The sequence below is a fragment of the Flavobacterium silvisoli genome, from assembly GCF_004329815.1.
In the GTDB taxonomy this organism is placed as follows: Bacteria; Bacteroidota; Bacteroidia; order Flavobacteriales; family Flavobacteriaceae; genus Flavobacterium; species Flavobacterium silvisoli.
The window spans coordinates 49120-75289 of sequence record NZ_SJPE01000007.1; the positions used below are offsets into that span (position 1 = coordinate 49120).

At 39.7% G+C, this 26170-nt stretch carries 18 protein-coding genes; 15 read left to right on the plus strand and 3 right to left on the minus strand.

Translation table 11 applies throughout. The features are described 5' to 3' along the window. The first annotated feature begins 1 nt into the window (after position 1). The 4 genes from EZL74_RS07310 to EZL74_RS07325 all read left to right on the plus strand — a co-directional run bounded on the left by EZL74_RS07310 (position 2) and on the right by EZL74_RS07325 (position 7532). On the plus strand, positions 2 to 691 hold the full coding sequence (locus EZL74_RS07310) for an RluA family pseudouridine synthase (RefSeq protein WP_131475952.1): 690 nt from the start codon (positions 2 to 4) through the stop codon (positions 689 to 691). A gap of 51 nt (positions 692 to 742) precedes the next feature. Beyond that, a complete protein-coding gene (locus EZL74_RS07315; RefSeq protein WP_131475953.1) occupies positions 743 to 2080 on the plus strand; it encodes a hypothetical protein in 1338 nt (445 codons plus the stop codon). Positions 2081 to 2132: 52 nt separating this feature from the next. Beyond that, the gene (locus tag EZL74_RS07320) at positions 2133 to 3464 is read left to right on the plus strand and encodes an aldehyde dehydrogenase (protein WP_131475954.1); all 1332 of its coding nucleotides are present in this window, start codon (positions 2133 to 2135) and stop codon (positions 3462 to 3464) included. Between the two features lie 180 nt (positions 3465 to 3644). Then, positions 3645 to 7532: a PAS domain S-box protein gene (locus EZL74_RS07325; RefSeq protein ID WP_131475955.1), complete on the plus strand. Its 3888-nt coding sequence runs from the start codon at positions 3645 to 3647 to the stop codon at positions 7530 to 7532. A gap of 24 nt (positions 7533 to 7556) precedes the next feature. Here EZL74_RS07325 and EZL74_RS07330 read toward each other — a convergent pair whose 3' ends face one another. Continuing rightward, positions 7557 to 9092, minus strand: coding sequence for a YifB family Mg chelatase-like AAA ATPase (locus EZL74_RS07330; RefSeq protein WP_131475956.1), 1536 nt, complete (start codon positions 9090 to 9092; stop codon positions 7557 to 7559). Between the two features lie 165 nt (positions 9093 to 9257). On the opposite strand from EZL74_RS07330, the gene EZL74_RS07335 reads away from it, so the two are divergent. Beyond that, positions 9258 to 9737, plus strand: a complete 480-nt coding sequence (locus EZL74_RS07335) for a hypothetical protein (RefSeq protein WP_131475957.1) — start codon at positions 9258 to 9260, stop codon at positions 9735 to 9737. Beyond that, positions 9727 to 9927, plus strand: a complete 201-nt coding sequence (locus tag EZL74_RS07340) for a helix-turn-helix transcriptional regulator (RefSeq protein ID WP_131475958.1) — start codon at positions 9727 to 9729, stop codon at positions 9925 to 9927. The genes EZL74_RS07335 and EZL74_RS07340 overlap by 11 nt, the downstream gene beginning before the upstream one ends. A gap of 4 nt (positions 9928 to 9931) precedes the next feature. Here EZL74_RS07340 and EZL74_RS07345 read toward each other — a convergent pair whose 3' ends face one another. Both EZL74_RS07345 and EZL74_RS07350 read right to left on the minus strand, forming a co-directional pair. After that, the gene (locus EZL74_RS07345) at positions 9932 to 10834 is read right to left on the minus strand and encodes a patatin-like phospholipase family protein (RefSeq protein ID WP_131475959.1); all 903 of its coding nucleotides are present in this window, start codon (positions 10832 to 10834) and stop codon (positions 9932 to 9934) included. Further along, complete coding sequence (locus tag EZL74_RS07350; RefSeq protein WP_131475960.1) at positions 10831 to 12915, minus strand: M1 family metallopeptidase; 2085 nt, start codon at positions 12913 to 12915, stop codon at positions 10831 to 10833. The genes EZL74_RS07345 and EZL74_RS07350 overlap by 4 nt, the downstream gene beginning before the upstream one ends. Before the next feature lie 164 nt (positions 12916 to 13079). Here EZL74_RS07350 and recG point away from each other — a divergent pair, with 164 nt between their 5' ends. The 9 genes from recG to pheT all read left to right on the plus strand — a co-directional run bounded on the left by recG (position 13080) and on the right by pheT (position 26129). Then, the gene (gene recG, locus EZL74_RS07355) at positions 13080 to 15206 is read left to right on the plus strand and encodes an ATP-dependent DNA helicase RecG (protein WP_131475961.1); all 2127 of its coding nucleotides are present in this window, start codon (positions 13080 to 13082) and stop codon (positions 15204 to 15206) included. Positions 15207 to 15338: 132 nt separating this feature from the next. Further along, positions 15339 to 16397, plus strand: a complete 1059-nt coding sequence (locus EZL74_RS07360) for an efflux RND transporter periplasmic adaptor subunit (RefSeq protein ID WP_131475962.1) — start codon at positions 15339 to 15341, stop codon at positions 16395 to 16397. A 51-nt stretch (positions 16398 to 16448) separates the two neighbouring features. Then, complete coding sequence (locus EZL74_RS07365) at positions 16449 to 19571, plus strand: efflux RND transporter permease subunit (RefSeq protein WP_131475963.1); 3123 nt, start codon at positions 16449 to 16451, stop codon at positions 19569 to 19571. A gap of 2 nt (positions 19572 to 19573) precedes the next feature. Then, positions 19574 to 20881, plus strand: coding sequence for a TolC family protein (locus tag EZL74_RS07370; RefSeq protein ID WP_131475964.1), 1308 nt, complete (start codon positions 19574 to 19576; stop codon positions 20879 to 20881). A gap of 211 nt (positions 20882 to 21092) precedes the next feature. Further along, positions 21093 to 21335: a hypothetical protein gene (locus EZL74_RS07375; protein WP_131475965.1), complete on the plus strand. Its 243-nt coding sequence runs from the start codon at positions 21093 to 21095 to the stop codon at positions 21333 to 21335. An 89-nt stretch (positions 21336 to 21424) separates the two neighbouring features. Continuing rightward, on the plus strand, positions 21425 to 21901 hold the full coding sequence (locus EZL74_RS07380) for a DinB family protein (RefSeq protein WP_131475966.1): 477 nt from the start codon (positions 21425 to 21427) through the stop codon (positions 21899 to 21901). 76 nt (positions 21902 to 21977) lie between these two features. Continuing rightward, positions 21978 to 22652, plus strand: a complete 675-nt coding sequence (locus tag EZL74_RS07385) for a hypothetical protein (RefSeq protein WP_131475967.1) — start codon at positions 21978 to 21980, stop codon at positions 22650 to 22652. A 90-nt stretch (positions 22653 to 22742) separates the two neighbouring features. Then, positions 22743 to 23606, plus strand: coding sequence for a bestrophin family protein (locus tag EZL74_RS07390; RefSeq protein ID WP_131475968.1), 864 nt, complete (start codon positions 22743 to 22745; stop codon positions 23604 to 23606). A 102-nt stretch (positions 23607 to 23708) separates the two neighbouring features. Continuing rightward, the gene (pheT, locus tag EZL74_RS07395) at positions 23709 to 26129 is read left to right on the plus strand and encodes a phenylalanine--tRNA ligase subunit beta (RefSeq protein WP_131475969.1); all 2421 of its coding nucleotides are present in this window, start codon (positions 23709 to 23711) and stop codon (positions 26127 to 26129) included. Positions 26130 to 26170: the final 41 nt, after the last annotated feature.

Genomic DNA, 26170 nt, shown 5'->3' on the forward strand with positions numbered 1-26170 from the left:
TTTGAAAATAGTCTCAACTAAAGAAAACCTACAGGTTCTTCACGAAGACAACCATATAATTGTGGTGAACAAGCGTGTCGGCGATATTGTACAAGGCGATAAAACCGGCGACAAACCCCTTTCTGAAGTGGTTAAGGAATACATCAAAGAAAAATACAACAAACCCGGAGAAGTATTTCTTGGAGTTGTTCATCGGCTGGACAGACCAACCACCGGAATAGTTGTTTTTGCCCGCACCAGTAAAGCTCTGACACGTTTAAACGAATTGTTCAGCAACAGAGAAACTAAAAAAACCTATTGGGCTGTAGTCAAGAATAAACCACCCAAAACAGAAGATACGCTTGTACATTATTTGAAACGCAACGAAAAAAACAATACTTCCAAAGCGCATTTGAAAGAAGTTCCCGGAAGTAAAAAAGCCAGTCTTGATTATACCATCATCAAAGAATTAGACCATTATTTCGCCTTAGAAATCAATCTGCACACCGGAAGGCACCATCAAATCAGAGCGCAACTAGCGGCTATTGGTTGTCCTATTAAAGGAGATTTAAAATATGGATTTGACCGCAGCAATCCTGATGGAGGGATTCATCTGCATGCACGGAAATTGGTATTTATCCACCCCGTCAACAAAGAAACTCTTGAAATTACGGCTCCCACACCAAAAGATGTTATTTGGAATTTGATTTAAAAGTAAAATTGTATATTTACTTTTGATTTTTAATCCAAATGACTTCCTACTATGAAAAAAACCATTGTAACCCTTGGCCTTCTTATGGGTTTTAGTGCTTTTGCACAAGACCATTTCTCCGGGATGAGTACCTCAAACCGAGTTGGCATTTTAAACGGAGCCATGAATCCTGCCGAATTTGTTAACCTCTCAAAACGATTTGAAGTTAATATTTACGGCCTCAGTTTCAATGTAGCCAACAATAAAATTGGTTTCAGCGACATCAGTTCGGATGCTAATTTTGAAGAACTGCTTTTTAAAGGCACCGATCCGGTTGATGCCCGTGTTGATGCCGAAATTTTAGGCCCGGGTTTTGCCATGAAATGGATGAAATGGGGATTCGCTATTACTACCAAAGCACATGCTAATTTCAACATTACCGATGTGGATCCGGATATTGGGAAAGCGATTACCAACGATAATTTTGTACTCACTAATATCCCATTGAACAGCACCAACAATCAGCGTTTGAACGGAGTAGCCTATGGTGAGTTGGGACTATCAGCCGCCCGCAGTTTATTTGAAAACGATAAGCACAGTTTCAGTGCCGGATTAACCCTTAAATTTTTATTTCCGGGGACTTATTCCAACTTTGGTTTGGCTAATCTGAATGGTCAAATTAGTGAAGGTCCTACCGGAGCATACCTAACCACCAACTCACCGGCCACATTGAATATTGCTTATTCGGGTAATTTGGCTGATAGTTTCACTAACTTCAGCGATTATGGTAAATCTATTTTTGGAGGATTGAATGGAACGGCTATCGATATTGGTTTCAATTACCAATGGAAAGGCGGCAGCAAAGACTATAAAATTAATGCCGGATTGGCTTTCAAAAATATGGGAAGCATGACTTTTAAAGACGGTAATAACCAATCAACTAATTACATTTTTGACACCCAAGAACCCGGCCCTTTAGATTTGAGTCAATTTGATGGAGTTGACAACTTAAAAGAAGTAGAAGAAATTTTATCGACTAATGGGTATATTACAAAAACCACAGGTGGAAAGGATTTTAAAGTAAAATTACCAGCAATGATTAATTTGTATGCTGATTTTAAAATTGTCCCAAAATTCTACGTATCGGGGTTTTTACAACAAAAACTACAGGATAATGAAGGCAATGACCAAATCACAACAGTCAATACATTTACCGTGACACCGCGATTTAATATTGGTTTCTTTGAAGCATTTTTACCGGTAAATAACAATGAAATTTCAGGGACTAATGTAGGTCTCGGATTCCGATTCAGAGGATTTTACTTAGGTTCAGGCTCTATGGTAACGGCTTTAATCAACGACAGCAAACAAGCCGACATATACACCGGTTTCCGTTGGGCATTTCTGTAAACCGAATACCCTATTTATTGGCTAAAAAACTAATCGGGCTAACTGAACCAAAATGAATTTTATATCGGACATCCATTTCAGAAAGCAAGCCTTACTAAAACTACTACATGCTGTTCAGATGCATGAAGAAGCTATTATCAAAGCGCTTTACGATGATTTTAAAAAACCGGCGTTTGAAACGGTGGTTACCGAAACTGCCTATACACTTGCCGAACTCAGCCATACTATTAAAAACATTCATAAATGGGCAAAACCGCAAACGGTTTTGCCCTCTTTTTTAAATTTTCCTTCTACAGATTACATCTACAAAGAACCTTATGGGAAAGTACTGATTATAGCGCCTTGGAATTATCCTTTTCAATTGGTGATGTCGCCTTTGATAGCTGCCTTAGCTGCCGGAAACCAAGTGGTGGTTAAACCTTCCGAATTGACGCCTAATACTTCGCAAATTATTGCCAAAATCATAAGCGAAACTTTTGATAAAAACCATGTAGAATGTGTCTTGGGCGGTGTTGAAACGGCACAACAACTTTTGGCGCAACGTTGGAATTACATCTTCTTTACCGGAAGTCCAGCCGTCGGAAAAATAGTAGCACAAGCTGCCGCCGAGAATTTAACGCCCGTTACCTTGGAACTCGGGGGTAAAAATCCGTGTATCGTTGATGAAAATGTCAATCTGAAACTAGCTGCCAAGCGCATCGTTTGGGGAAAATTTATCAATGCCGGTCAAACTTGTATTGCTCCCGATTACATTTTGGCGCATCAAAGCATCAAAAGTGAACTAATTCGGTTTCTGATTGATGAAATAACTCTTGCATATGGCGACAATCCTGAAGCCTCTCCTGATTTTGCACGCATTATCAATGCTAAAAACCACCAGCGGTTAGTTTCTTTACTTGAAAACGAAACCGTTATTTTCGGAGGAAAAAGTAATCCTGAAGATTGTTATCTGTCTCCGACTCTTTTGGATGAGCCCAACTTAGACAGTCCGGTGATGAGGGGTGAAATTTTCGGGCCTATACTCCCGGTTTTGAGTTATGAAACCGAGACCGATTTGGAGCGTATCATCGGATTATATGAAAAGCCACTCTCGTTGTACATCTTTTCAAAAAACAGCCAATTTGCGGAGAAGATGATTCGGAGGTTTTCATTTGGCGGAGGCTGTGTGAATGATACTGTGATTCATTTTGCTAATAAAAGATTGCCTTTTGGCGGTGTCGGTCAAAGCGGTATGGGTGCTTATCATGGCAAACGCTCTTTTGATACATTTTCACACCTCAAACCGATTGTAAAAAAAGCCAACTGGCTCGACATTCCTTTCAGGTATGCTCCCTATCAAGGCAAACTTCTTTTGATAAAAAAGATAATGAAATGGTTTTCCTGATTGCTAAAAATATGATAGTTACTTGGTGATGTATTTCTATTTTTATGTATATTGGAGCAGAAAATGAATAACCCTAAACGGAATCGTCTAATTGGATAAAACTACATCACTTTGAGTACGCTTGTTTCATTTGCAAACATCAATAGTTACATAATAATCAGCTTATTATTAATTGTTTTAATGCTATTTTACATAGCTATCAATAAAACAGTACAAAAAAAACTCAACCTCAGCAACAAATATTCTGATTTTGAACCGAATGCGGAACAATTCAGAATCTATTTGCTCTTTTTTGGAATAACTATTCCGCTGATAGAAATCATTGCAAATGTTTTTGAGCTAAGGGCTACCAGTCATTTGACCTTTAATTTATCGGTTGGAGGACTGCTCTTAATACTGTATTACCTTTCAGATAAGCACGACTACATTTACCAACATCTCAGCAAGATTTTTACGTTTCTGTATCTGGGGTACTTTTGTTATGTTGCCTATAATGTTTTCTTCAGACCCTTTGAACTATTGGCCTATATAGGATTAATACTTGGCTACTTCCTTTCCTATTTTGTTATTAAAAACATTACACGTTATTGGATTTTTGTTTTTGTTTCGGTGCTTTCACTCGTGGTTGCTTATTACGGAAAATTCATTGACGGCAAGCTGATTATTTTACTCTTTTGTGTGTTTTTAACGATTAGTGCAATTCATGTTTCTACACACTTAGCCTCAATCGGGGTCAGAAATAAGTTTATTTTTTCTGATATAATAGTAAATAACGGGAATTCTTTAATCATTACAGCAAATAAAAAAGGAGAGCTGACTTTTTGTAGTGAATCGGTAAAATCTATTTTGGGATACTCTGTAGAGGAAGTTTTAGGCTACGGATTTTGGCATCTGACCGAAGACCCCGAATTCATAGGGGTTGATTATCACGACGATTATGTTGATGGGCGACTATACATCAGAAAATTAAAATGCAGCAATGGAGATTACAAATACATTCAGTGGAAAGACAAAAAATACTCTGATGAAATCATCATTGGGATAGGACAAGATGTAACCGAACAGGTTAAAATAAAAGACCAATACCGCAGCTTGATTGAATCGGCTGTCGATTTGATTTATGAAGTCGATTTGGATTCTCAAATCACCTACGTGAATCATTTTACCGAAAAAACTTTGGGATATACCCGAGAAGAAATTTTAAATAAAAACTACAGCCAATTCATCCGTCCGGATTACTTAGAGTATGTTGTGGCTTTTTATGATGAAGTTCCCGAAGAAGCCCAGGATTACAACGATTTGGTTTTTCCGTTACTCAAAAAAGACGGTGATTCGATTTGGGTTTCCCAAAAAGTAACTTTAAAAAGAAATGAAAATGGAGAAGTTATTGGTTACTCGGCCATTGCCAGAGATATCACTTTAGTTAAAAATCTGGAAATAGAACATTACAATCGAAGCAAAAAAGTCAGAATTCACAACGAAACACTCAAAAAACTAACTTCCCAAAGCTATTCCAACAAGGATACGTTCAATGGTATTTTAAAAAACATTTTAAAAGTATCGGGCAGCAATTGCAGTATAGACCGTGTGAGCTATTGGTCCTACATTCCTGAAGGATTGCGTTGTGAAAATATGTATTATTTGAAAAGCGATCGTTTTGAGAAAAACTTTTTTCTGGCTTTAGAAAACTACCCAACTTATTTTCAAAAAATTGAAACCGGAATGCAAATAGTAGCTTCCAATGTGTACAACAACAATATAACGGCTGAACTTTGTGTGGATTATTTCCCCAAAAACAATGTCAAATCGATGTTGGACACGCCTATCTTCATCAACGGAAAAATTATCGGAATTCTGTGCTTTGAATCGGTCGAAACTACCAAAGACTGGGATAATGAAGACATCAATTTTTCACGTTCAATTGCTGATTTAATTGCCATTGCCATCGAATCGCAGATGCGCATCGAAGTGGAACAAAAATTATCCTACAAGAGCGACATCTTATTGGAAATTACCAAAAACACCGAGCGGTTTTTGTTGTCTAAAAACACCCATGAAATTTTCACAGGAATTCTTGAAACCATCGGACATGTAACAAATGTTGACAAGCTATCGTTTTTTGAAAGCGATAATATTAATAAAACCTACACTCAAAAATACCGTTGGGCAGCTGAAGCTAACAGCATTACAACACCAAACCCTGACTTGACCAATTTGCCCCACAGTGTAATTCCCGGAATTACCGCAAAATTGCTCGAAAACAAAATTTACTTTTCTACTATCCGGAAAATGACCGACGAAACGTCGCGTACGTTTTTACAGAAACTGAATACTAAGTCCATTCTTTTCATTCCCATCTTTGTAAAATCGGCTTTTTACGGTTTCATTGTTTTTGATGATTCAACCAAAGAAAGGGAATGGTCTAATGACGAAGTCAGTGCCTTGCAAACACTTACCAATAATATTTCGTATGCTATTGAGCGCAATATAAACGAAGCGATGATTCAGGAAAGTGAGGAAAAGTTCCGATTATTAGCTAACAACATTCCGGGAACGGTTCACCTTTCAAAATTTGATGAAAAATGGACTAAAATATACCTGAATGATGAAATTGAAAAACTAACCGGTTATCCTAAAGAAGATTTTCTGTCGAACAAAATTCATTTTATTGATTTAGTGCATCCGGATGATTTAAAAATTGTTCAGGGCAAAGCCAACGAATTATTCAAAAACAAACAAAAAATTCACTTAATCTACCGAATCATCAATAAAAAAGGGTATTACATCTGGGTAGAGGAATTTGGAGAACCTATTTTTAAAGACAATGAAATAGTGTACATCGTAGGGATCTTTCTAGATATTACCCAAAGAATGGAAGCCGAAGAAGCCATCAAGGCCAAAAATTACGCCGAAGCTGCCAACAGAGCCAAGTCTGAATTCCTGGCCAATATGAGTCACGAAATCAGAACCCCGCTAAACGGAATTATTGGCTTTACCGAACTACTCATGAATACTGAGCTGGAAAGCATCCAAAAAAAATATATGGAAACGGTGAATCAATCAGCCAATGCACTGATGGAAGTCATCAACAACATTTTGGACTTTTCAAAAATTGAATCGGGAAAATTAGAATTGCACATTGAGAAATTTGACGTTACCGATTTAGCCCATCAGGTGGTGGATTTAATCAAATACGAAGCCAATCTGAAGAAACTGCAACTCAATCTGAACATTGATAAAAATGTTCCTAAATATATCTGGGTGGATTACATCCGTCTGAAACAAGTATTAATTAATTTACTGAGCAACGCCGTCAAGTTCACCGAAAAAGGGAGTATAGACTTCAGTGTTTCGGTTTTTAGGCTGATAGATGACTCTAAAATACAACTGCAATTTTCAGTAAAAGATACCGGTATCGGAATCAAAAAGAAAAACCAACTGCGCATTTTTGAGGCATTTTCGCAGGAAGACAATTCTACCACCAAAAAATTCGGAGGTACCGGACTGGGGCTATCTATATCAAATCAGTTGCTGGGCTTAATGAACAGCCAGTTAGAACTGAGCAGCGAGGCCGATAAAGGAAGTACTTTCAGTTTCATCCTGGAAGTTTCTTACTCTAATGAAGCGTTGAATAGCGATCATTCCAACGATTTCACTTTTAAAAATACTAAGACGAATGTAATTTCCAATGAAGCCAAAGTCATTTTTATTGTAGAAGACAATAAAATAAATATGCTTTTAGCCCGAACCTTAGTCAAACAAATCCTCCCGAATGCTGATGTAATTGAATTGGAAAACGGTAAAGAAGCATTGGAAAAAGCACAGCAAAAATTACCGGATTTGATTTTGATGGATATACAAATGCCTGTGATGAACGGTTATGAAGCTTCAGCCGAAATCAGAAAACTTCCCAATTCTGGAGATATCCCGATTATTGCGTTGACCGCCGGAACCATTGTAGGAGAAAAAGAAAAATGTATAGAGCACGGTATGAATGATTACATTCCGAAACCTATTGATAAAGAATTTTTGGAGAATATTATACGCGAATATATTACGCCCAATTAAAAATCTGCCTCAAAATTAAACCAACTAGCCTAACCAACCATCGCGGTCCAAACTGCGGTATTGAATAGCTTCGGCTATGTGACCGGAGTTTACTGTTTCGGTTTGCTCTAAATCAGCTATAGTACGGGCAACTTTCAAAATTCGGTCGTATGCCCTGGCAGAGAGGTTTAAACGTTCCATGGCTGTTTTTAACAATTGCAAAGAAGTCTCATCCAAAGCACAAAATTCCCTGATTTGTTTGGTATTCATTTGCGCATTATAATGAATCCCCTCTAAATGAGCGAAACGTTGCGATTGCTTTTCACGCGCTTTAGTCACTCGTTTCCGAATAGACAAACTGCTTTCTGCGGGACGGGTTTCCGTTAATTTTTCAAAGGGTACGGGAGTTACTTCGATATGGATGTCTATTCGATCTAGTAACGGCCCCGAAATTTTACTCAAATACCGGTGCATTTCAGCAGGTGAAGAACTGACCGGTGCATCGGGATCATTAAAGTAACCACCCGGACTGGGATTCATACTGGCAACCAACATGATGGAGGAAGGATAAGTGATTGAAAATTTAGCTCTGGAAATAGTAACTTCTCTATCTTCTAACGGCTGGCGCATAACCTCCAATACCTCTCTTTTGAATTCGGGCAACTCATCTAAAAATAAAACTCCGTTGTGTGCCAAAGATATTTCTCCCGGTTGCGGATAGCTTCCTCCTCCTACCAAAGCAGCTGCAGAAGCCGAATGATGCGGACTCCGAAAGGGCCGTTGGTTCATCAAACCCACATCTTTTATTTTTCCTGCCACGCTGTGAATTTTAGTAGTTTCCAAGGCCTCCTTCATAGTCATTGGTGGCAAAATACTGGGCAAGCGCTTGGCCAGCATGGTTTTTCCGGAGCCCGGCGGGCCTATCAAAATGATGTTGTGTCCCCCGGCAGCGGCTATTTCCATACAGCGTTTGATACTTTCCTGTCCTTTGACATCGGCAAAATCATATTCGGGAAAATCCAAAGCTTTGTAAAATTCTTCACGAGTATCAATAACTGTTGGTTCTAATTCCTGCTTGCCTTCAAAAAAACCGATTACTTCTAAAACATTTTCTACGCCGTACACATTCAACCCACTTACAATAGCGGCTTCCTTTACATTTTGTTTGGGCAAAAAGAATCCTTTGAATCCCTCTTCCTTGGCTTTAATGGCAATAGACAAAGCTCCTTTTATGGGTTGCAAACTACCGTCGAGCGACAATTCGCCCATAATCATGTACTGATCAACCTCATCAGCTTTAATTTGATTGGAAGCAGCCAGTATACCAACAGCTAAAGTCAAATCGTAAGCAGAGCCTTCCTTGCGTAAATCAGCCGGAGCCATATTGATGGTTATTTTCTTTCCCGGAAGCTGGTACCCGTTGTTCTTCAGGGCTGCTGCTATGCGGTAACTGCTTTCTTTGATGGCATTATCGGGCAAACCAACCAGATGATAGCCGACTCCTTTATCGATATTTACTTCTACCGTCACGGTCGTGGCCTCCACCCCAAAGACAGCACTTCCAAAAACCTTTACCAACATATCCTATTTTATTTACAAAATAAAAATAATAAAATAGTTACAAAAATTGATATTAGCAAGTATAATTTTAATTAAAAAGTAAAACAAAGCAAACTTTTTGTAAAGTTTATTTGTCTATTTGTAAAATATAACATACTTTCGAAATGAATTTAAATCACAACTCACATGAAAACACATTTTTTACTTCCGAACCAATTCAAAAAAATCGGCTGGTTTTTATTTATTCCTTCCTTGATTGCTTCGCTCCTCATTTCGATAGCAAACCTTAACATTGATGACTATTTAGTTGTGAAAGTTTTTGCTTTTACTAACGACGACATCTTAGGTCCAAAAAAATACTTTTCTTTTATCAATAACAGTATAGCCGATGAACTTTTACTTTTCGGTTTGGTTATCGGAGGTATTTTAATAGGATTTTCAAAACTGAAAATTGAAGACGAATTCACTTCTAAAATACGGTATGAAAGTTTGGTTTGGGCCACTTATCTCAATTACGGGCTGATATTGTTTTTTACGATTTTTGTTTACGGATTGCCGTATCTGAACGTTTTGTTTTTCAACACATTTACACTGTTGTTGTTTTTTATCATACGGTTTCATTATCAGATTTACAAACTCAATAAAACTTCAGGCGATGACGAATAATCTGAAAGTACTGAGAGCTATTAAAAACATTTCTCAGGAAGAATTGGCCAAACAAATACAAGTGAGCCGGCAAACCATCAATGCTATGGAAAAAGGGAAATATGTACCATCAACGGTACTGGCCTTGAAGTTAGCCCGTTTTTTTGAAAAACCGGTAGAGGATATTTTCACTTTAGAGGAAACCGATTAGGCGTCTACTGCAAATTGTCACTCATCAGTTCACTCTTGTTTTTGGCATAATCATACCCTTGTTGCCACCATTGCTTCATTTTATCTTTATTAAAAATCAGAGCATTGTTAGTCAACTGTGTGGGGGTATAGTATAAATTGAGCTTAACATTTTTGTTGTTTGCTGCCAATTTGCCTATGGTGATATCGTGTTTTTCTACCTGATTCAACAGCGTTTGAAACAAATCTATCATCAACGAAAACGGGTTCCGTCCAATGGCTTTGGGAGTACTTTGTTTTTCGGTTTCCAAAATTACGACGTCTACTTCGGTAGCACCTCTGTTGATGGCTTCGCGTATGGGGACCAAACTCGAAAAACCTCCGTCGCCATACTCCTGATTGTTTTTGGTCACCAAACTCATAAACGGAATATAGTTGCACGAAATCCAAATCCATTCACAAAACTCATCATAGGTAAAATCGTTAATTGACTTATACTCTACCTCATTTTTTGAGAGATTGGTAACCGTCACTACTATATTGCAGCCCGAAGCCTTTAATTGATTGAATTCGCTTTCAGTAAAGTTTTCTTTGATGTAACTTTTCAAACGATGGCTTTCGCCAAATGTTCTCTTTCCTCTTAAAAGCTGCAACAGTACATTGAAGTGATTGATGGAAACTATTTCCAGATCGCCTTTTTTCTTGACCACAAACGGATTGATATCGAAAATCTTGCTCATGTCGACACTGGTGTAAATGCCGTGAATTTTGCTCACATTGCCCAAGGCCAAATGAGGAATCAACAAACTCCCGGTCGAACTCCCGATGAGCAAGTCGTATTGGTGTAATTTTTCCTGAAGCAGGTATTGCGCCACACCGCCACCAAAAGCACCTTTGCTTCCGCCTCCCGAAATCACTAAAGCCCTCATGGTTTCTCGTTTAAGAGTTTTTGCAACTGACTTTTATCGGGTTCCGCAAGTGTGGGTAACATGGTTTCAAACAAGTTGCGATAACCTTCCAGAGTAAGTAATTCTCTGATTTTATCGCGCCCGAATTTGCTGAACTGCCATCTATAATGTGTAGTGGCATTGACCAGATTTTTTAGAACAATGATGTCTTTATCGTTTATGGTCAAAGCGTTGATTATAGCATTTTGACGTACTGAGCTTTCGTATTTTGACGAAGTGTAGGCTATCAATTCGTTGTAACAATTTTCCTTGGCATCGCTTTTTTCCTCGGCAGACATTACCGAAAACGCCAAGAACATAATCCGCAAACTTTTGTCGTTTCCGCCTACCCAATTTTGTGCTTTGGTCAAATAAATGCTTCGGCTTTCGGGAAAGTTTTTCCACAAATTCATAAAAGCAATTTCTTTGGTGTCGTAGGATTGGTCGTCTAATAACGTTTCATATTGGGTTTTAAACTCCAACGGAATTTCATTGGTAAACTCAGCTACCGATTGGCGAACTTTAATATCATTGGTTTGCAATGCTAATTCCAGCAATTCTCTTTTATCCTCAAACGGCATGTACTTTATTTGATACAGAATCTCAGTCTTTATCGGGTAAAATACATCCGACAGCAGTAATTTTTTGTAGGTTTCTTTGTTATCGGCGAACTTATTTTTACGCAATTGTTGGGTTTCAAACAGTGTCTTGATGAAGCTATTTTTCTTGAGTAAAACGTTAGCCTCATCGGTTTGAAAATGGTAATCCTGCAACCAGTTTTTCTTGAAGGTTTCAGTATCAAAATGAGACACTTTTCTGATTTCTGCTAAAAAATCATCGGTTTCAGCATTCTTATATTGATACTTTTTCAGATAGGATTTCACGGCTTTCTGAAAAGCTTTCGGACCAATAGCTTCTCGGATTACGTGCAAAGCCCAGGCTCCTTTTTGGTAAAACGACAGCGAACTGGCTCGTTCACTCATCACCGGAACCGTATCCGACTTTGCGGCATTGCGCAGTTGTAACGACGAACGGTACAGTTGATGGTAAAAATAATCATCTCCAAAAACCTGACGCTCGGCCAGGAGGGCATAATAAGTAGCAAATCCTTCCTGCAACCAATGGTGTTTTCCTGATTTGGCCGTCACTAAATCGCCAAACCAATGATGGGCTAACTCATGAGCATTGACATTGACGTAATTCCTGTCGTTAAATCCCACCTCATCTACTACAAAATCTTGTGCAAAAATGGTAGCTGTGGTGTTTTCCATGCCGGCGTACAGAAAATCCTCTACCGGAATTTGTTTGTAGATTTTCCATGGGTATTTTACTCCTATTTCTTTCTCCAAATAATCAAATATTGTTTTAGAATGGCGGTAAGTAGCTTCAAACTTTGCCGTATCCTTAGGCTGAATGAACAACTGCAGCGGCACCCCCGATTTAGAGCCTATGGCTTTATTACTGAAATCGCCTATAGCCAACGCCAGCAAATAAGAACTCATCGGATGCTGCATTTCATACTTCCAGATTCGTTTGTCTTTATCGGGCAGAACTTCTTTTAAAACTCCGTTAGCAATGACGTTGTAGTTTTTATCAAACGAAACATTCAAGTTAAAAATCACCTTCTCATTCACATCGTCAAAACTCGGAAACCAATGGCTGGTATATTTACCTTGCCCTTGCGTCCAAACTTGTTGGTTGCTGATTTCAGGAGCGGTAAAATCGCCGTTGAAATATAGCGTTTGTTTGGGCTTGGCCTGATAGGTAAATGCCAGAGTGTACTTCCCTTTTTTATAGCCGTCAAACAGCAACAATTGTTTTCCCGAATTGCTAAACCTTGCCTCCTTACCGTTTATTTTAACGCCAGCAAAAATCATGTTCTGCGCATCAATTTTAAGGGTATCAACCGGTTCTTTTACTTCTAAAGTGTAACGAACCGATCCTGATATTTTTTTCTCTACAGGGTTGATTGTGATATTTCCGTAAGCGGTTTTGAAGTCGACCTTAGAAGTCTGCTGGGCAAAAGTAAAAACCGAAAAAAAGAGCAAGGAAAGTTGGCGCATTTGGCTGTAAATTATTTGATACGAATATAATCATTTTCAAATTGACTCATTTTCAAATTTTCAAATTAAAAAACTATCTTCGCTTTGAATAAAAAGACAAAAGATGAAAGACGAAAAGATGAAAGACTGTCTGCCGTCTGTCAATCCATCAGTTAGCTCAAACAATGTCATACTCTCTCCTGCAGACTCCCATCGAATATCTTAAAGGCGTTGGTCCTCAGCGCGGTGAGTTGTTGCGCAAAGAAATAGGCATCCACCGCTATGAAGACCTGCTCAATTTTTATCCCAATAGGTATATTGACCGAACTCGCTACTATAAAATCAATGAATTAAACAACAATCCGGCGGAAGTACAAATCATAGGCAAAATCATCAACATCAAAACTGTTGAATTCGGTAAAGGCAAAAAACGACTGGCCGCTGTTTTTGTGGATGATACCGGGCAAATGGAACTCACCTGGTTCCAGGGACACAAATGGATTCGCGACACCTTGAAACTCAATATTCCTTATGTGATTTTCGGAAAGGTAACGAACTTCAACGGGCAGTACAGCATGGCTCATCCCGAAATGGAACTGCTCAGCGAACACGAAAAGAGTCTGCGCTCGGCCATGCAACCGGTCTATCCGTCAACAGAAACCCTGACCAACAGGGGTATTTCGAATAGGGTGATTACCAAAATGATGCAACAGGTTTTTTTAGAAACTCAGGCACAGTTTGTTGAAACTCTGCCCTCATACCTGATGGATGAATTAAAGTTGATTCCGAAAAATGCAGCGTTGTTTAACATACATTTTCCTAAAAGTGCCGATCTTTTGGCGAAAGCCCAATTTCGGTTAAAGTTTGAAGAATTGTTCTTTATTCAACTACAATTGATTACCAAAAATCTGGTCCGAAAACATAAAATCAAAGGACATCCTTTTACCGTGGTAGGGAATCACTTTAATGACTTTTACCAAAATCACTTGCCTTTTCCACTGACCAATGCCCAAAAAAAGGTACTCAAAGAAATCAGAAATGACCTGGGGTCGCATGCGCAAATGAACCGTTTACTACAGGGCGATGTGGGCTCGGGGAAAACCATCGTGGCCCTGATGGTCATGCTTATTGCTTTGGATAACGGTTTTCAGAGTTGTTTGATGGCTCCTACCGAAATTTTAGCCACCCAGCATTTCAACGGTTTAACCGAACTGGCCAGAGAATTAAACATCAACATCAAAATTCTCACCGGTTCAACCAAACCCAACGAACGCAAAATCATACACGAGGAACTCGAAAACGGAACACTTCATATTTTGATAGGAACCCATGCGCTGCTGGAAGACAAAGTACAGTTTCAAAATTTAGGGTTGGCCATTATCGATGAGCAGCATCGTTTTGGTGTAGAACAACGTTCCAAACTTTGGCAAAAAGGAGGCTCTGCCGGAGGAACACAAGTACCGCCGCACATATTGGTTATGACCGCCACTCCTATTCCGCGTACATTAGCCATGAGTTTGTATGGCGATCTAGACATCTCAGTTATTGACGAATTACCGCCCGGCAGAAAACCCATACAAACCGTGCATCGGTACGACAGTAACCGATTGAAAGTGTGGAAATTCATTAAAGATGAAATAGCCAAAGGCCGTCAAATTTACATTGTGTACCCTTTGATTCAGGAAAGCGAAACGATGGATTACAAAGATTTGATGGATGGCTATGAAAGTCTGTCAAGAGATTTTCCTTTACCGCAATACAGTATTTCAATAGTGCATGGTAAGATGAAACCCGCCGAAAAAGATGCCGAAATGAAACGCTTTGCCGAAGGTAAAACCAACATCATGGTAGCCACCACGGTAATTGAAGTGGGAGTAAATGTGCCTAATGCGAGTGTGATGATCATAGAAAGTGCCGAACGCTTCGGCTTGTCGCAATTGCATCAGTTGCGAGGTCGCGTAGGTCGGGGTGCAGAACAGAGCTATTGTATTTTGATGACTTCGTTTAAATTATCCAACGACAGTAAAACCCGATTGGAAACTATGGTCAGAACCAATGACGGTTTTGAAATAGCCGAAGTGGATTTGAAACTGCGCGGCCCGGGAGATATTATGGGGAAACAACAAAGCGGTGTCCTTAATCTTCAGATTGCGGATTTAGTAAAAGACAAAGACATTTTGCTGTTGGCCCGACAAAAAGCTATGGAACTTTTGAAAAGAGATGCCTCTATGAGCCTGCCCGAACACCAAACCCTTCGAGCCGTATTTATAGAACTGACCAAAAAGAAAAATATTTGGAATTACATCAGTTGATGCAACCAATGAAATAGATACAAAATTTGTATCTACAACTGTTAAATAAAAATTAAGGATTACCCCATTTTAATCGCTAAAAAGTAGTTTTGCAAGATAAAAACTCCTTCATACTAAATCAACTCCATTCTGATGAAAATAAAACACCTGCTAATTACCCTTATAATTATTGCTCTCGGAGCCATGATTGGTTACCGAATCACCAAAAACAAAGCCGAGAACGAAAAAGGAAATGATAAAAACGGTAAAAAACCCCCAATGTCGGTTAGCGCCGTAGTGGTAAAACCTCAGGATTTTTCGAATACCATTTCGCTTTCAGGTTCTATTGAGGCCAACGAACAAATTGAAATTCACAGCGAAGTTTCTGGTATCGTAGAACAAATCTATTTTTCCGAAGGCAGTCAGGTCAGCAAAGGACAGGTTTTACTTAAAGTAAATGACATCGAACTAAGAGCCCAATTGGCACAGGCCAAAACCAAAGAAAGCCTCGCTTCAGAAAACGAACGAAGAGCCAAATTGCTTTTGCAAAAGGAAGCCATTAGTCAGGAAGAATACGACATTGCCAGTGCCGACTACCGTTCGGCCAAAGCTCAAACCCAACTCATTCAGGCGCAAATAGGTAAAACTTCTATCAGAGCTCCTTTCTCCGGAAAAGTAGGTCTGCGCAACATTTCTCCGGGAACTTATGTCACACCCACTACCTTGATTGCCAATTTGGTCAATACCAATCCGCTCAAAATTACGTTTTCATTACCCGAAAAATACGCTTCTGAAATTGTAAAAGGAGCTCAGGTAACTTTCACAGTTCCGAACATGACCGAAAAATTCAAAGCCAAAATCTATGCGTTGGAACCGGGCATTGAACTGGCCACCCGTACGCTTAAAATCAGAGCCCTGACGGAAAACCCGAACGGAAAACTCTTGCCGGGTACTTTTGCTACCATCGAACTTCCGTTGAAGGATATAAAAGATGCCATTATCGTACCTACCGAAGCCATAGTACCTGTGCAGGACGGTAAGAAAGTATTCATTGCCAATAACGGCAAAGCCAAAGAAGTAAAAGTAGAAACACTTACCCGAACCGATACAGACGTGATTATTACTTCCGGATTGAAAGCCGGTGATACGCTGCTCACCTCGGGAATGATGTCATTGAAAGACGATGCCGACATCAAAGTAAAACTAAAATAATTTTAGCATTTCATTCCTATTGAAGCTGAAATCTAAAATATGAAGAACATTATGAGTTTATCCACCTTAAGCATCAAACGACCGGTATTTACGATTGTTGTCAATCTGACCATCATTCTTTTCGGAATCATTGGTTACAGTTATCTGGGCGTACGCGAATTTCCTTCTATTGATCCGGCTCAGATTTCGGTGCGTACCAATTATACCGGTGCCAATGCCGATATTATTGAATCGCAAATTACCGAACCGCTCGAAAAAGCCATCAACTCTATAGATGGTATCCGAAACATTACTTCATCAAGTAACCAAGGTTCGAGCATCATCACCATCGAATTCAAACTCGAAAAAAACCTGGAAGAAGCCGCCAATGATGTGAGAGATAAAGTATCGCAGGCCGTCAGAAGTTTGCCGCAGGACATCGATGCCCCACCGGTAGTTTCTAAAGCCGATGCCGACTCTGATCCTATCATTACCATGACAGTGCAGAGTGACACTAAAAATGCTTTAGATCTGAGCGATTATGCCGAAAACGTCATAGCCGAGCGCCTGCAAACCATACCCGGCGTTAGTAGTGTTCAAATTTGGGGACAAAAACGCTACTCGATGCGTATATGGATAGACCCTGTAAAACTGACTTCCTATGGCATCACCGTTTCCGATGTCAGAACAGCTCTTGAAAAACAAAATGTAGAATTACCTTCGGGAAAACTGACCGGTGCCAATACCGAACTCACGGTAAAAACCATGGGAAACCTTTCTAAGCCAGAAGAATTCAATAACATCATCATCATTGCTAATGGGGATAAAATTGTAAGACTCAGCGATATCGGTCATGCTGTTCTGGATGCTGAAAACCTTGAGACACAACTAAAAGCCAACGGGCAACCCATGGTAGGACTGGCCATTATTCCCCAACCGGGAACCAATTATCTGGACATAGCCGACCAGTTTTACAAGCAATTTGATGCCTTTAAAAAAGACCTACCCAAAGACATTAAGCTCAATGTAGCTTTGGACAATACACTTTTCATCAAAAAATCGGTAGTAGAAGTAGCCGAAACCCTGCTCATTTCCATCATCCTGGTGATTTTGATCATCTATTTGTTTTTCAGAGACTGGGCCATTGCATTCCGTCCGCTTATTGATATACCGGTATCGTTGATTGCTACTTTTTTCATCATGTACCTCTGTGGTTTTTCAGTAAATGTACTAACGCTGTTGGCCATCGTACTTGCGACCGGATTAGTGGTTGACGACGGAATTGTAGTAACCGAAAACATTTTCAAAAAGGTAGAAGAAGGCATGTCGCCTATAGAAGCTGCTATCAAAGGGTCAAACGAAATATTTTTTGCCGTTATTTCTATTTCCATCACACTGGCTGCGGTGTTTTTACCGATTATCTTTTTAGAAGGATTTGTGGGAAGACTGTTTAGGGAATTTGGAGTGGTCATTGGGGCGGCTGTTTTGGTTTCAGCCTTTGTATCGCTTACCCTGACCCCTATGTTGAATGCTTACCTGATGAAAGGAGGCGAACAAAAGAAAACCAAATTTTACACCTTTACCGAACCTTATTTTGAAAGTTTAAATAAAGGGTACGCCACTGCGTTAGAAAATTTTATGCAGCGCAAATGGCTGAGTTTCCCGATAGTCTTGTTTTGTATCGGGCTCATCGTGCTGTTTTTTAAAATCATTCCCAAAGAAACGGCTCCTTATGACGACAGAAGCCTAGTTATTGTTGGGGTCACTACTCCTGAAGGAGCAACTTATGACTACACCGACCGCTTTATGCAAGAATTGTCAAATTTGATAGATGATTCCATACCCGAGAAAAAAATAGCTTTAGTCATCACGGCTCCCGGTTTTGCCTCAGCATCGGTAAACAGCGGTAGGGTGCGATTGGCTCTCAAAAACCCTGAAGAACGCGAACGTTCACAGAAAGAAATAGCCGAAGCTTTCACCAAATGGACCAAAAAATATTCTCAGGCCAAAGTAACGGTTTCCGAGCAGCCTACCATAGCGGTAAACAAAAGAGGTGGTTTGCCCATACAATACATCATACAGGCTCCGAATTTTGAAAAGCTGCGTGAAAAAATACCTCAATTTTTAGAATTAGCGAATCAAAACGAAACCTTTTCCAATGTAGATGTAAACCTGAAGTTCAACAAGCCGGAGATTAATGTTACCATCGATAGGGAAAAAGCAGAGAGTTTGGGTATTTCGGTTATGGATGTCGCACAAACGCTGCAACTTTCACTGAGCGGACAACGCTTTGGCTATTTCATGCGCAACGGCAAACAGTATCAGGTCATTGGGCAATTTGACGATAAAGACCGCGACGAGCCCTTAGATTTGACGTCGATGTTTGTTAAAAACAACAAAGGCGAACTGATACAACTGGACAATGTGGTTAAGGTTGACGAACAAAGCAATCCGCCTCAATTGTACCACAACAATCGTTATATGTCAGCCACAGTTTCGGCAGGTTTGGCTCCGGGCAAAAGCATTAGTGATGGTATCGAGGCAATGGATGAAATCAAAGCCAAAGTACTCGACTCCAGTTTCACTACCGATTTGGGCGGAGAATCCCGCGATTTTGTAGAGAGCAGCTCCAATACTATGTTTGCTTTTGGCTTGGCTCTGTTATTGATTTACTTGATTTTGTCGGCACAATTTGAAAGTTTTATCGATCCGTTCATTATCATTTTAACGGTGCCTATGGCAGTAGCGGGTGCCTTATTTTCGCTTTGGCTGTTTGGACAGACTTGGAATATTTTCAGCCAAATCGGAACCGTCATGCTCATTGGGCTGGTAACCAAGAACGGAATCCTGATTGTGGAATTTGCCAACCAACTGCGCGAGCAAGGCCTTTCTAAATACGATGCTATCATTCAGGCTTCAGAAGCCCGATTGCGCCCTATCTTGATGACCAGTTTAGCTATTGCTCTGGGTGCGTTGCCTATTGCGCTATCACTGGGGGCAGCCTCAACCAGCCGTATCGGAATGGGAGTGGTTATTGTGGGCGGAACGACATTCTCATTGGTACTGACGTTGTTTGTGATTCCGTCTTTTTATCTGATGTGGTCGAAAGCCAAAAAGCACCGACCTGAATTTGACAACCTTGCAGCTTTGGAAGCAGCACCAAAAACCGGAACTAACGAAGCTAAACACCATTGATTATGAAATTGAAGACTTTATACAGCATTTTGGCACTGATGGTATGGATACCTAACCTGAAGGCTCAGGAAGTGTTGACTCTGGAAACAGCTGTAAAAACAGCGCTTGAAAACAACTTTGATATCCGCATTGCTTCGAATTCAGCCAAAATGGATGCTACCAATGCTACCGCGGGTAATGCCGGTATGCTACCCAAAGTGACCGCCAATATCGCCGATAACAACAGTGTTCAAAACAGTTCTCAAACCCGTCAGGACGGTACCAAAAATGAGCTGAACAATGCTAAGAACAACAGCCTTACCTATGGGGTAAGTTTAGATTGGACGGTATTTGACGGCTTTAAAATGTTTGCCAAAAAAAGTCAGTTGGAAGCCTTACAAAAACTGGGGGATGCCCAACTCAAACTGACCATTATTACCAAAATAAGCGACGTAAATGCCACCTATTTCGATTTGGTTCAACAGCAACAACAGTTGGCGGCTTTGGACAGCTCTATCGTTATTTCGAACCAACGCTTAACGATGGCTCAAAACCGCTTCAGTATTGGTAAAGCCTCTAAACTGGAAGTGCTGAATGCCCAAGTAGATTTGAATACCGACCTGACCATGCTTGCCCGACAAAAGGAAACACTGGCAAACACTAAAATTCTTTTGAACCAATTACTGGCCCGTGATGTCAAAACCAATTTTAAAGTATCGGAAACCATAGCGGTTGACACCAACTTATTGCTTCCGGCACTTAGCGATGCTGCCGCTAAACAAAATCCGCAATTGCAGGCACAACTCATCAACAAAAGGGTGGCTGAACTGCAATTGAAACAAGTAAAAGGCAACCGTTACCCGACGATAAAAGTAAATACAGGGTATAATTTTTCGGAAAGCCAATCGAGTTTAGGGTTTACCTCTTCCTCCTACTCGCGCGGATTGAATTACGGATTCAGTGCCAGCCTGAATATCTTTGACGGCTTTGCCCAAAAGCGCACCGAAAAAATTGCCCAACTGCAAATCGAAAATGCACAAATAGCAGTAGAACAACAAACCGCAACACTCAATGCCCAACTGGAAAGCAGTTACCAAACCTACCTGACCAACTTAGACCTGTTGCAACTGGAAGAACAAAACGAAGCTATCGCCAAACAAAATTTAGACATTACCTTAGCTAAATTCAAAATAGGTACCATTACACCTGTTGAATTCAGAACGGCACAGCTTAACTACATCAATGCCAAAGTACGCAACACCAATGCGCAGTATCAGGCCAAACTATCCGAGATTAGCCTGAAAGAACTGGCCGGCAGTATGAGTTTTTAATCCGGATTGCTTCATAATGCTTTGTGATTGAGACTGCGTATTGTTATGGATATACACCGTGTTCAGGTTTTATACACCGGCTGTATCTGTTAACGTTCCGCCGCTAGGTGTTTTGAATTCTGTTTTTGTACAAACACTTTCTGCGTTCCATTCTGTGGAGTTTGTTTTGCACTTTCCTGTATCATTTCAACCACAAAAAAAGTGAAATACGGTGGCAGAACTATCACCCAAGTTGCCAAAACTATCAGCCGAGTTAAGAAAACTATCAGCCAAGTTGCCAAAACTATCACCCAAGTTGCCAAAACTATCAGCCGAGTTACCAAAACTATCAGCCAAGTTAAGAAAACTATCAAATGTCATGCGAAAACTATCATTTTCAATTTCGGTTTATTCTTTTCTGCGCAAACTTGGGAAAGACTTGGCGGTAACTGTTTTCTTCTTCGAAAACTACTAAATTGATTTTTTGTTTATCTTTACTAACCTCTCCGGTATTTATCGGTTAAACAAAACTTTATACAAACAAAATAGTATTCGACAGTTATTATGGCACAAAATAAAACACTTGCAAGCCGACTACGGGAAGTACTGCTGGACGGACATTGGATTGCCAACACCAATTATAAAGAACAACTTCTGAAAACGAGTTGGCAACAAGCAACTCAAAAAGTTGGTAATCTAAATACCATAGCTGCTTTGACCTATCATATAAACTATTATCTGGCGGGACTATTGAATGCTTTTGAATCCGGGAAATTAGAAATCAGCGACAAATTCAGCTTTAATCTTCCTCCCATTCATTCGGAAGCGGAATGGAACCAATTGTTAACCGACTTCCTGAACAACTCTGAAAAGTTTGCTGACACTGTTGAACAAATGCAAGATGATATTTTTGACCAACCCTTTATCGATGAAAAATACGGCACTTTTTTGAGAAATATTGAAGGGGTAATTGAACACAGTTATTACCATTTGGGTCAAGTGTCTTTAATTCGAAAAATGATAATGGAGTGTAACAACTAACTTGCTGTAAACAATACAAAACATCGGAACAAACTGTCAAGTCCCTAAAAAAAATGTAATTCTCCGAACAGCACTTATGAAACATTTCCTGTCATTCTTTTTATTGATTGTAACTCTAACGGTTCAGGGTCAAACCAAGCAAAACCAAAATTTCACCTCTTATTTACCCAAAGGATATCTACTCATTGATACTGTTTACGGCGATGTCAATAATGACGGTATTCAGGACTGCTTACTCCTGATTAAAGGAACCGATAAATCGAAGGTAGTACTTGACGATTACGGAAAAAAAGCAGACCGCAACAGAAGAGGACTCATCGTCCTGATTAAGCAACAAGGAATGTATGCGGAAGCGGTCAAAAACTACAACTGTTTTTCCTCTGAAAATGAAGATGGTGGTGTATATATGCCTCCCGAGTTATCAATAGAAATCAAAAATGGAAAACTGTACATTAGTTTCGGACATGGAAGATATGGCTATTGGCGTTATACTTTCAGATTCAATCATTCTGATTTTGAACTCATTGGTTACGATTCGGGAGACCGTAGCAGCTTTCTATCTGAATATGTTACTTTTGATGAAACCAGTATAAACTTCATAACCCGAAAGAAACTGGTCAAAAAAGTAATCAATGTGACCCAAGACGGCAAAGAAGTATACAAAGAAACCCGGCAGAACATTAAGGCCAATAAACTCATCAGGCTGTCTGCTATACAAGATTTTGATGAATTAGAAACAGACAATCCGTAAAGAAAATCATCCTCCCCACACTATCGTTTCCCGTGAGCTTACTTGTGCTTTTCTCATTTTAATGTATTTTTGAAATTCATTTGACATGCTATGGTACAATATAATCCCAAAGACTGGATTACGTTTATATTTCGTTTTCACAAATCAGATACTTTCCGAAAATTATTGCCCATGATGGTTTTTATAGGGCTGTACTCTGCCGGCATTTGTTATCTGGAAGTGGAGTATTGGAAACTATCTGAGAACAGCCATGTAAAAAACATCTCAATCATGCACGGCATGTTGGGATTTGTAATTTCTTTATTATTAGCCTATCGAACCAATACGGCTTATGACCGCTGGTGGGAAGGACGTAAACTGTGGGGAGCTTTGGTAAACAACAGCCGGAATTTGGCCATCAAACTCTCGGGCATTTTGAAGGACGAACACGATAAAAAATACCTCCGTTTTCTGATTCCGACCTATGCCTCTGTTTTGGCTAAACATTTGAGCAATGAAGAAGTAGGTCAATTGCTTTTTGAAAATACCGAATTAAAAATAAATTTAGAAAAACACCGACCTAATCAAGTGGCACAAGTCATTTTCCACAAGATAAACGACTTATATGTAACAGGAAAAATATCAGGAGAACAACTCATCATTCTCAATACCGAACTTCAATCGTTTACTGAGGTTTGCGGGGCTTGTGAACGCATCAAAAACACACCTATTCCCTACTCCTACAGTGCCTTTATCAAAAAATTCATATTCTTTTATGTGATGACATTGCCCTTTGGATATGTATTTAATTTGGGGTATTATGTGGTTCCGGTAGTTGTCTTTATTTTTTACGTATTGGCTTCTTTAGAACTGATTGCAGAAGAAATTGAAGACCCTTTCGGAAGCGATGCAAACGATTTGCCTACCAACAAAATAGCCGCCAACATTAAAAAACATGTGGAAGAAATCCTGTAACTCTTTTTTTGCTTTTTGTTAAAAATTAGCATCGATAAACGACACTATTTTGTTTTATCTCTCATCAGCAATACTTATATTTGCACCCTTAAAATACGATACATGAGAATCTCATACAATTGGTTAAAACAATTCATTAAAATAGATTTAAAATCAGAGGAAACTTCGGCCATACTTACCGATTTGGGACTGGAAGTGGAAGTAGTGGAAAAATACCAATCGGTACGCGGCGGATTAGAAGGCGTAGTGGTGGGTCACGTATTGACCTGCGAAAAACACCCTGATGCTGACCGATTAAAAATAACTACTGTCGATTTAGGGGATGGTACTCCGGTACAGATTGTTTGCGGTGCTGCCAACGTAGCGGCCGGGCAAAAAGTTCCTGTAGCCACCATCGGCACTAAATTGTTTGATAAAGACGGTGTGGAATTTGAAATCAAAAAAGGTAAAATCCGAGGACAGGAAAGCCACGGTATGATTTGCGCCGAGGACGAATTAGGTTTAGGCAACAGTCATGAAGGCATCATGATTTTAGATGAAAAATTAAAACCGGGTACACCCTGTGCCAAAGTATTCAATATAGAAAACGATGAAGTTTTTGAAATAGGATTAACTCCCAACCGTGCCGATGCTATGTCGCATTACGGAGTGGCTCGTGACCTGCGTGCCAGTTTGTTGCAAAAAAACAGCAATATCGAGTTGATTACTCCATCCGTAAGCACGTTCCGAATTGACAAAAGAACACTTAAGATTGATGCAGATGTCAAAGACAGTAAGTTGGCCCCAAGATATTGCGGAGTTACCATTTCGGGAATTACGGTTAAAGAATCGCCTGAATGGTTAAAAAATCGCTTAAAAGCAATTGGGTTAACTCCTAAAAACAATGTTGTTGACGTAACCAATTATGTGCTGCACGATTTAGGACAGCCGTTGCATGCTTTTGACGCAGCCAAAATAAGCGGAAAAATTATTGTAAAAACAGCTCAAGCCGGAACCAAGTTTACCACGCTTGACGATGTAGAAAGAACCCTGCACGAAGAAGATTTAATGATTTGTGACGAAAAAGGGCCACTTTGTTTAGCCGGTGTATTCGGCGGAAAATCATCAGGAGTTACCGAAACCACCAATGCTATTTTCTTGGAAAGCGCTTATTTCAATCCGGTAACAGTCAGAAAAACAGCCAAGCGTCATGGTTTGAATACGGATGCTTCTTTTCGTTTTGAAAGAGGTATTGATGTAAACATCACCGAGTTTGCCTTGAAACGCGCGGCTTTATTGATTAAAGAATTGGCAGGCGGTGAAATCACTTCGGACATCATTGACATTTATCCGAAAAAAATTGAAGACTTCCCGGTGTTTTTGCATTTTGACAAAACAGCCAAACTCATCGGTCAGGATTTGCCTAAAGAAACCATCAAGAAAATATTGGCTTCGTTAGACATCAAAGTTACCACGGTTTCCGATGCCGGTTTGGGATTAATCATTCCGTCCTATCGTGTAGATGTACAACGTGAAGTTGACGTGATTGAAGAAATTCTTCGCGTGTACGGGTACAACAACATTAATTTTACCAAAAAAATCAATGCAACGGTTGCCAATTCAGCACGAACCGAAGATTATAAAATACAAAACATCATTGCAGCTCAGCTGAATGCTAACGGTTTTCATGAAATGATGGCCAACTCGCTGACTACACCTGACTATGTAAAATTATCAGAGCAGCTAAAAGAAGAGTACAACGTCATGATGCTTAATCCGTTGAGCGGTGATTTATCGGCTATGCGTCAGTCGTTATTATTCTCAGGCTTAGAGGCTGTGTCTTACAATATCAATCGCAGAAACGGCGATTTGAAATTATTCGAATTCGGAAAAACCTACCATAAGTTGCCATCGGGGTATGACGAACCGAAACACTTAACGTTATTTATGAGCGGAAGCCGAAATAAAGAAAGCTGGACCAACACCCAAAAACCTACCGACTTCTTCCTATTTAAAGGTTATGTAACCAGTATTTTGGAGCGTTTGGGAGTATGCAAAACCCAGAATAAACCGTCGGTTTCAGATGTGTTTGCGGAAGGCTTGGCTATAGCTTGTGGCAACGATACTTTGGTAGAATTCGGAACTGTAAAGAAATCGATATTGAAGCATTTTGACATCAAGCAGGAAGTTTTTTATGCTGACTTTAACTGGAATTTGATTTTGAAATTATTATCGACTAAAATCAAATTTACCGATATACCGAAATACCCTGAAGTGCGCAGAGATTTGGCATTACTCGTAGATGAAGCAGTAGCTTTTGACGCCATTTATAACATTGCCCGTCAAACAGAAAAATCCTTGTTAAAAGACATAAATCTTTTTGATGTATATCAGGGAAAAAACCTTCCGGAAGGCAAGAAATCTTATGCAGTGAGTTTCACGTTGCAGGATACTGCCAAAACCCTGACCGACGAGCAGATTGACAAAATCATGAACAAACTGCAAAAGAATATGGAAAACGAACTGGGTGCCAGTTTAAGATAATAACTAAATAAAAAAGCCCCGATATTCGGGGCTTTTTTAAT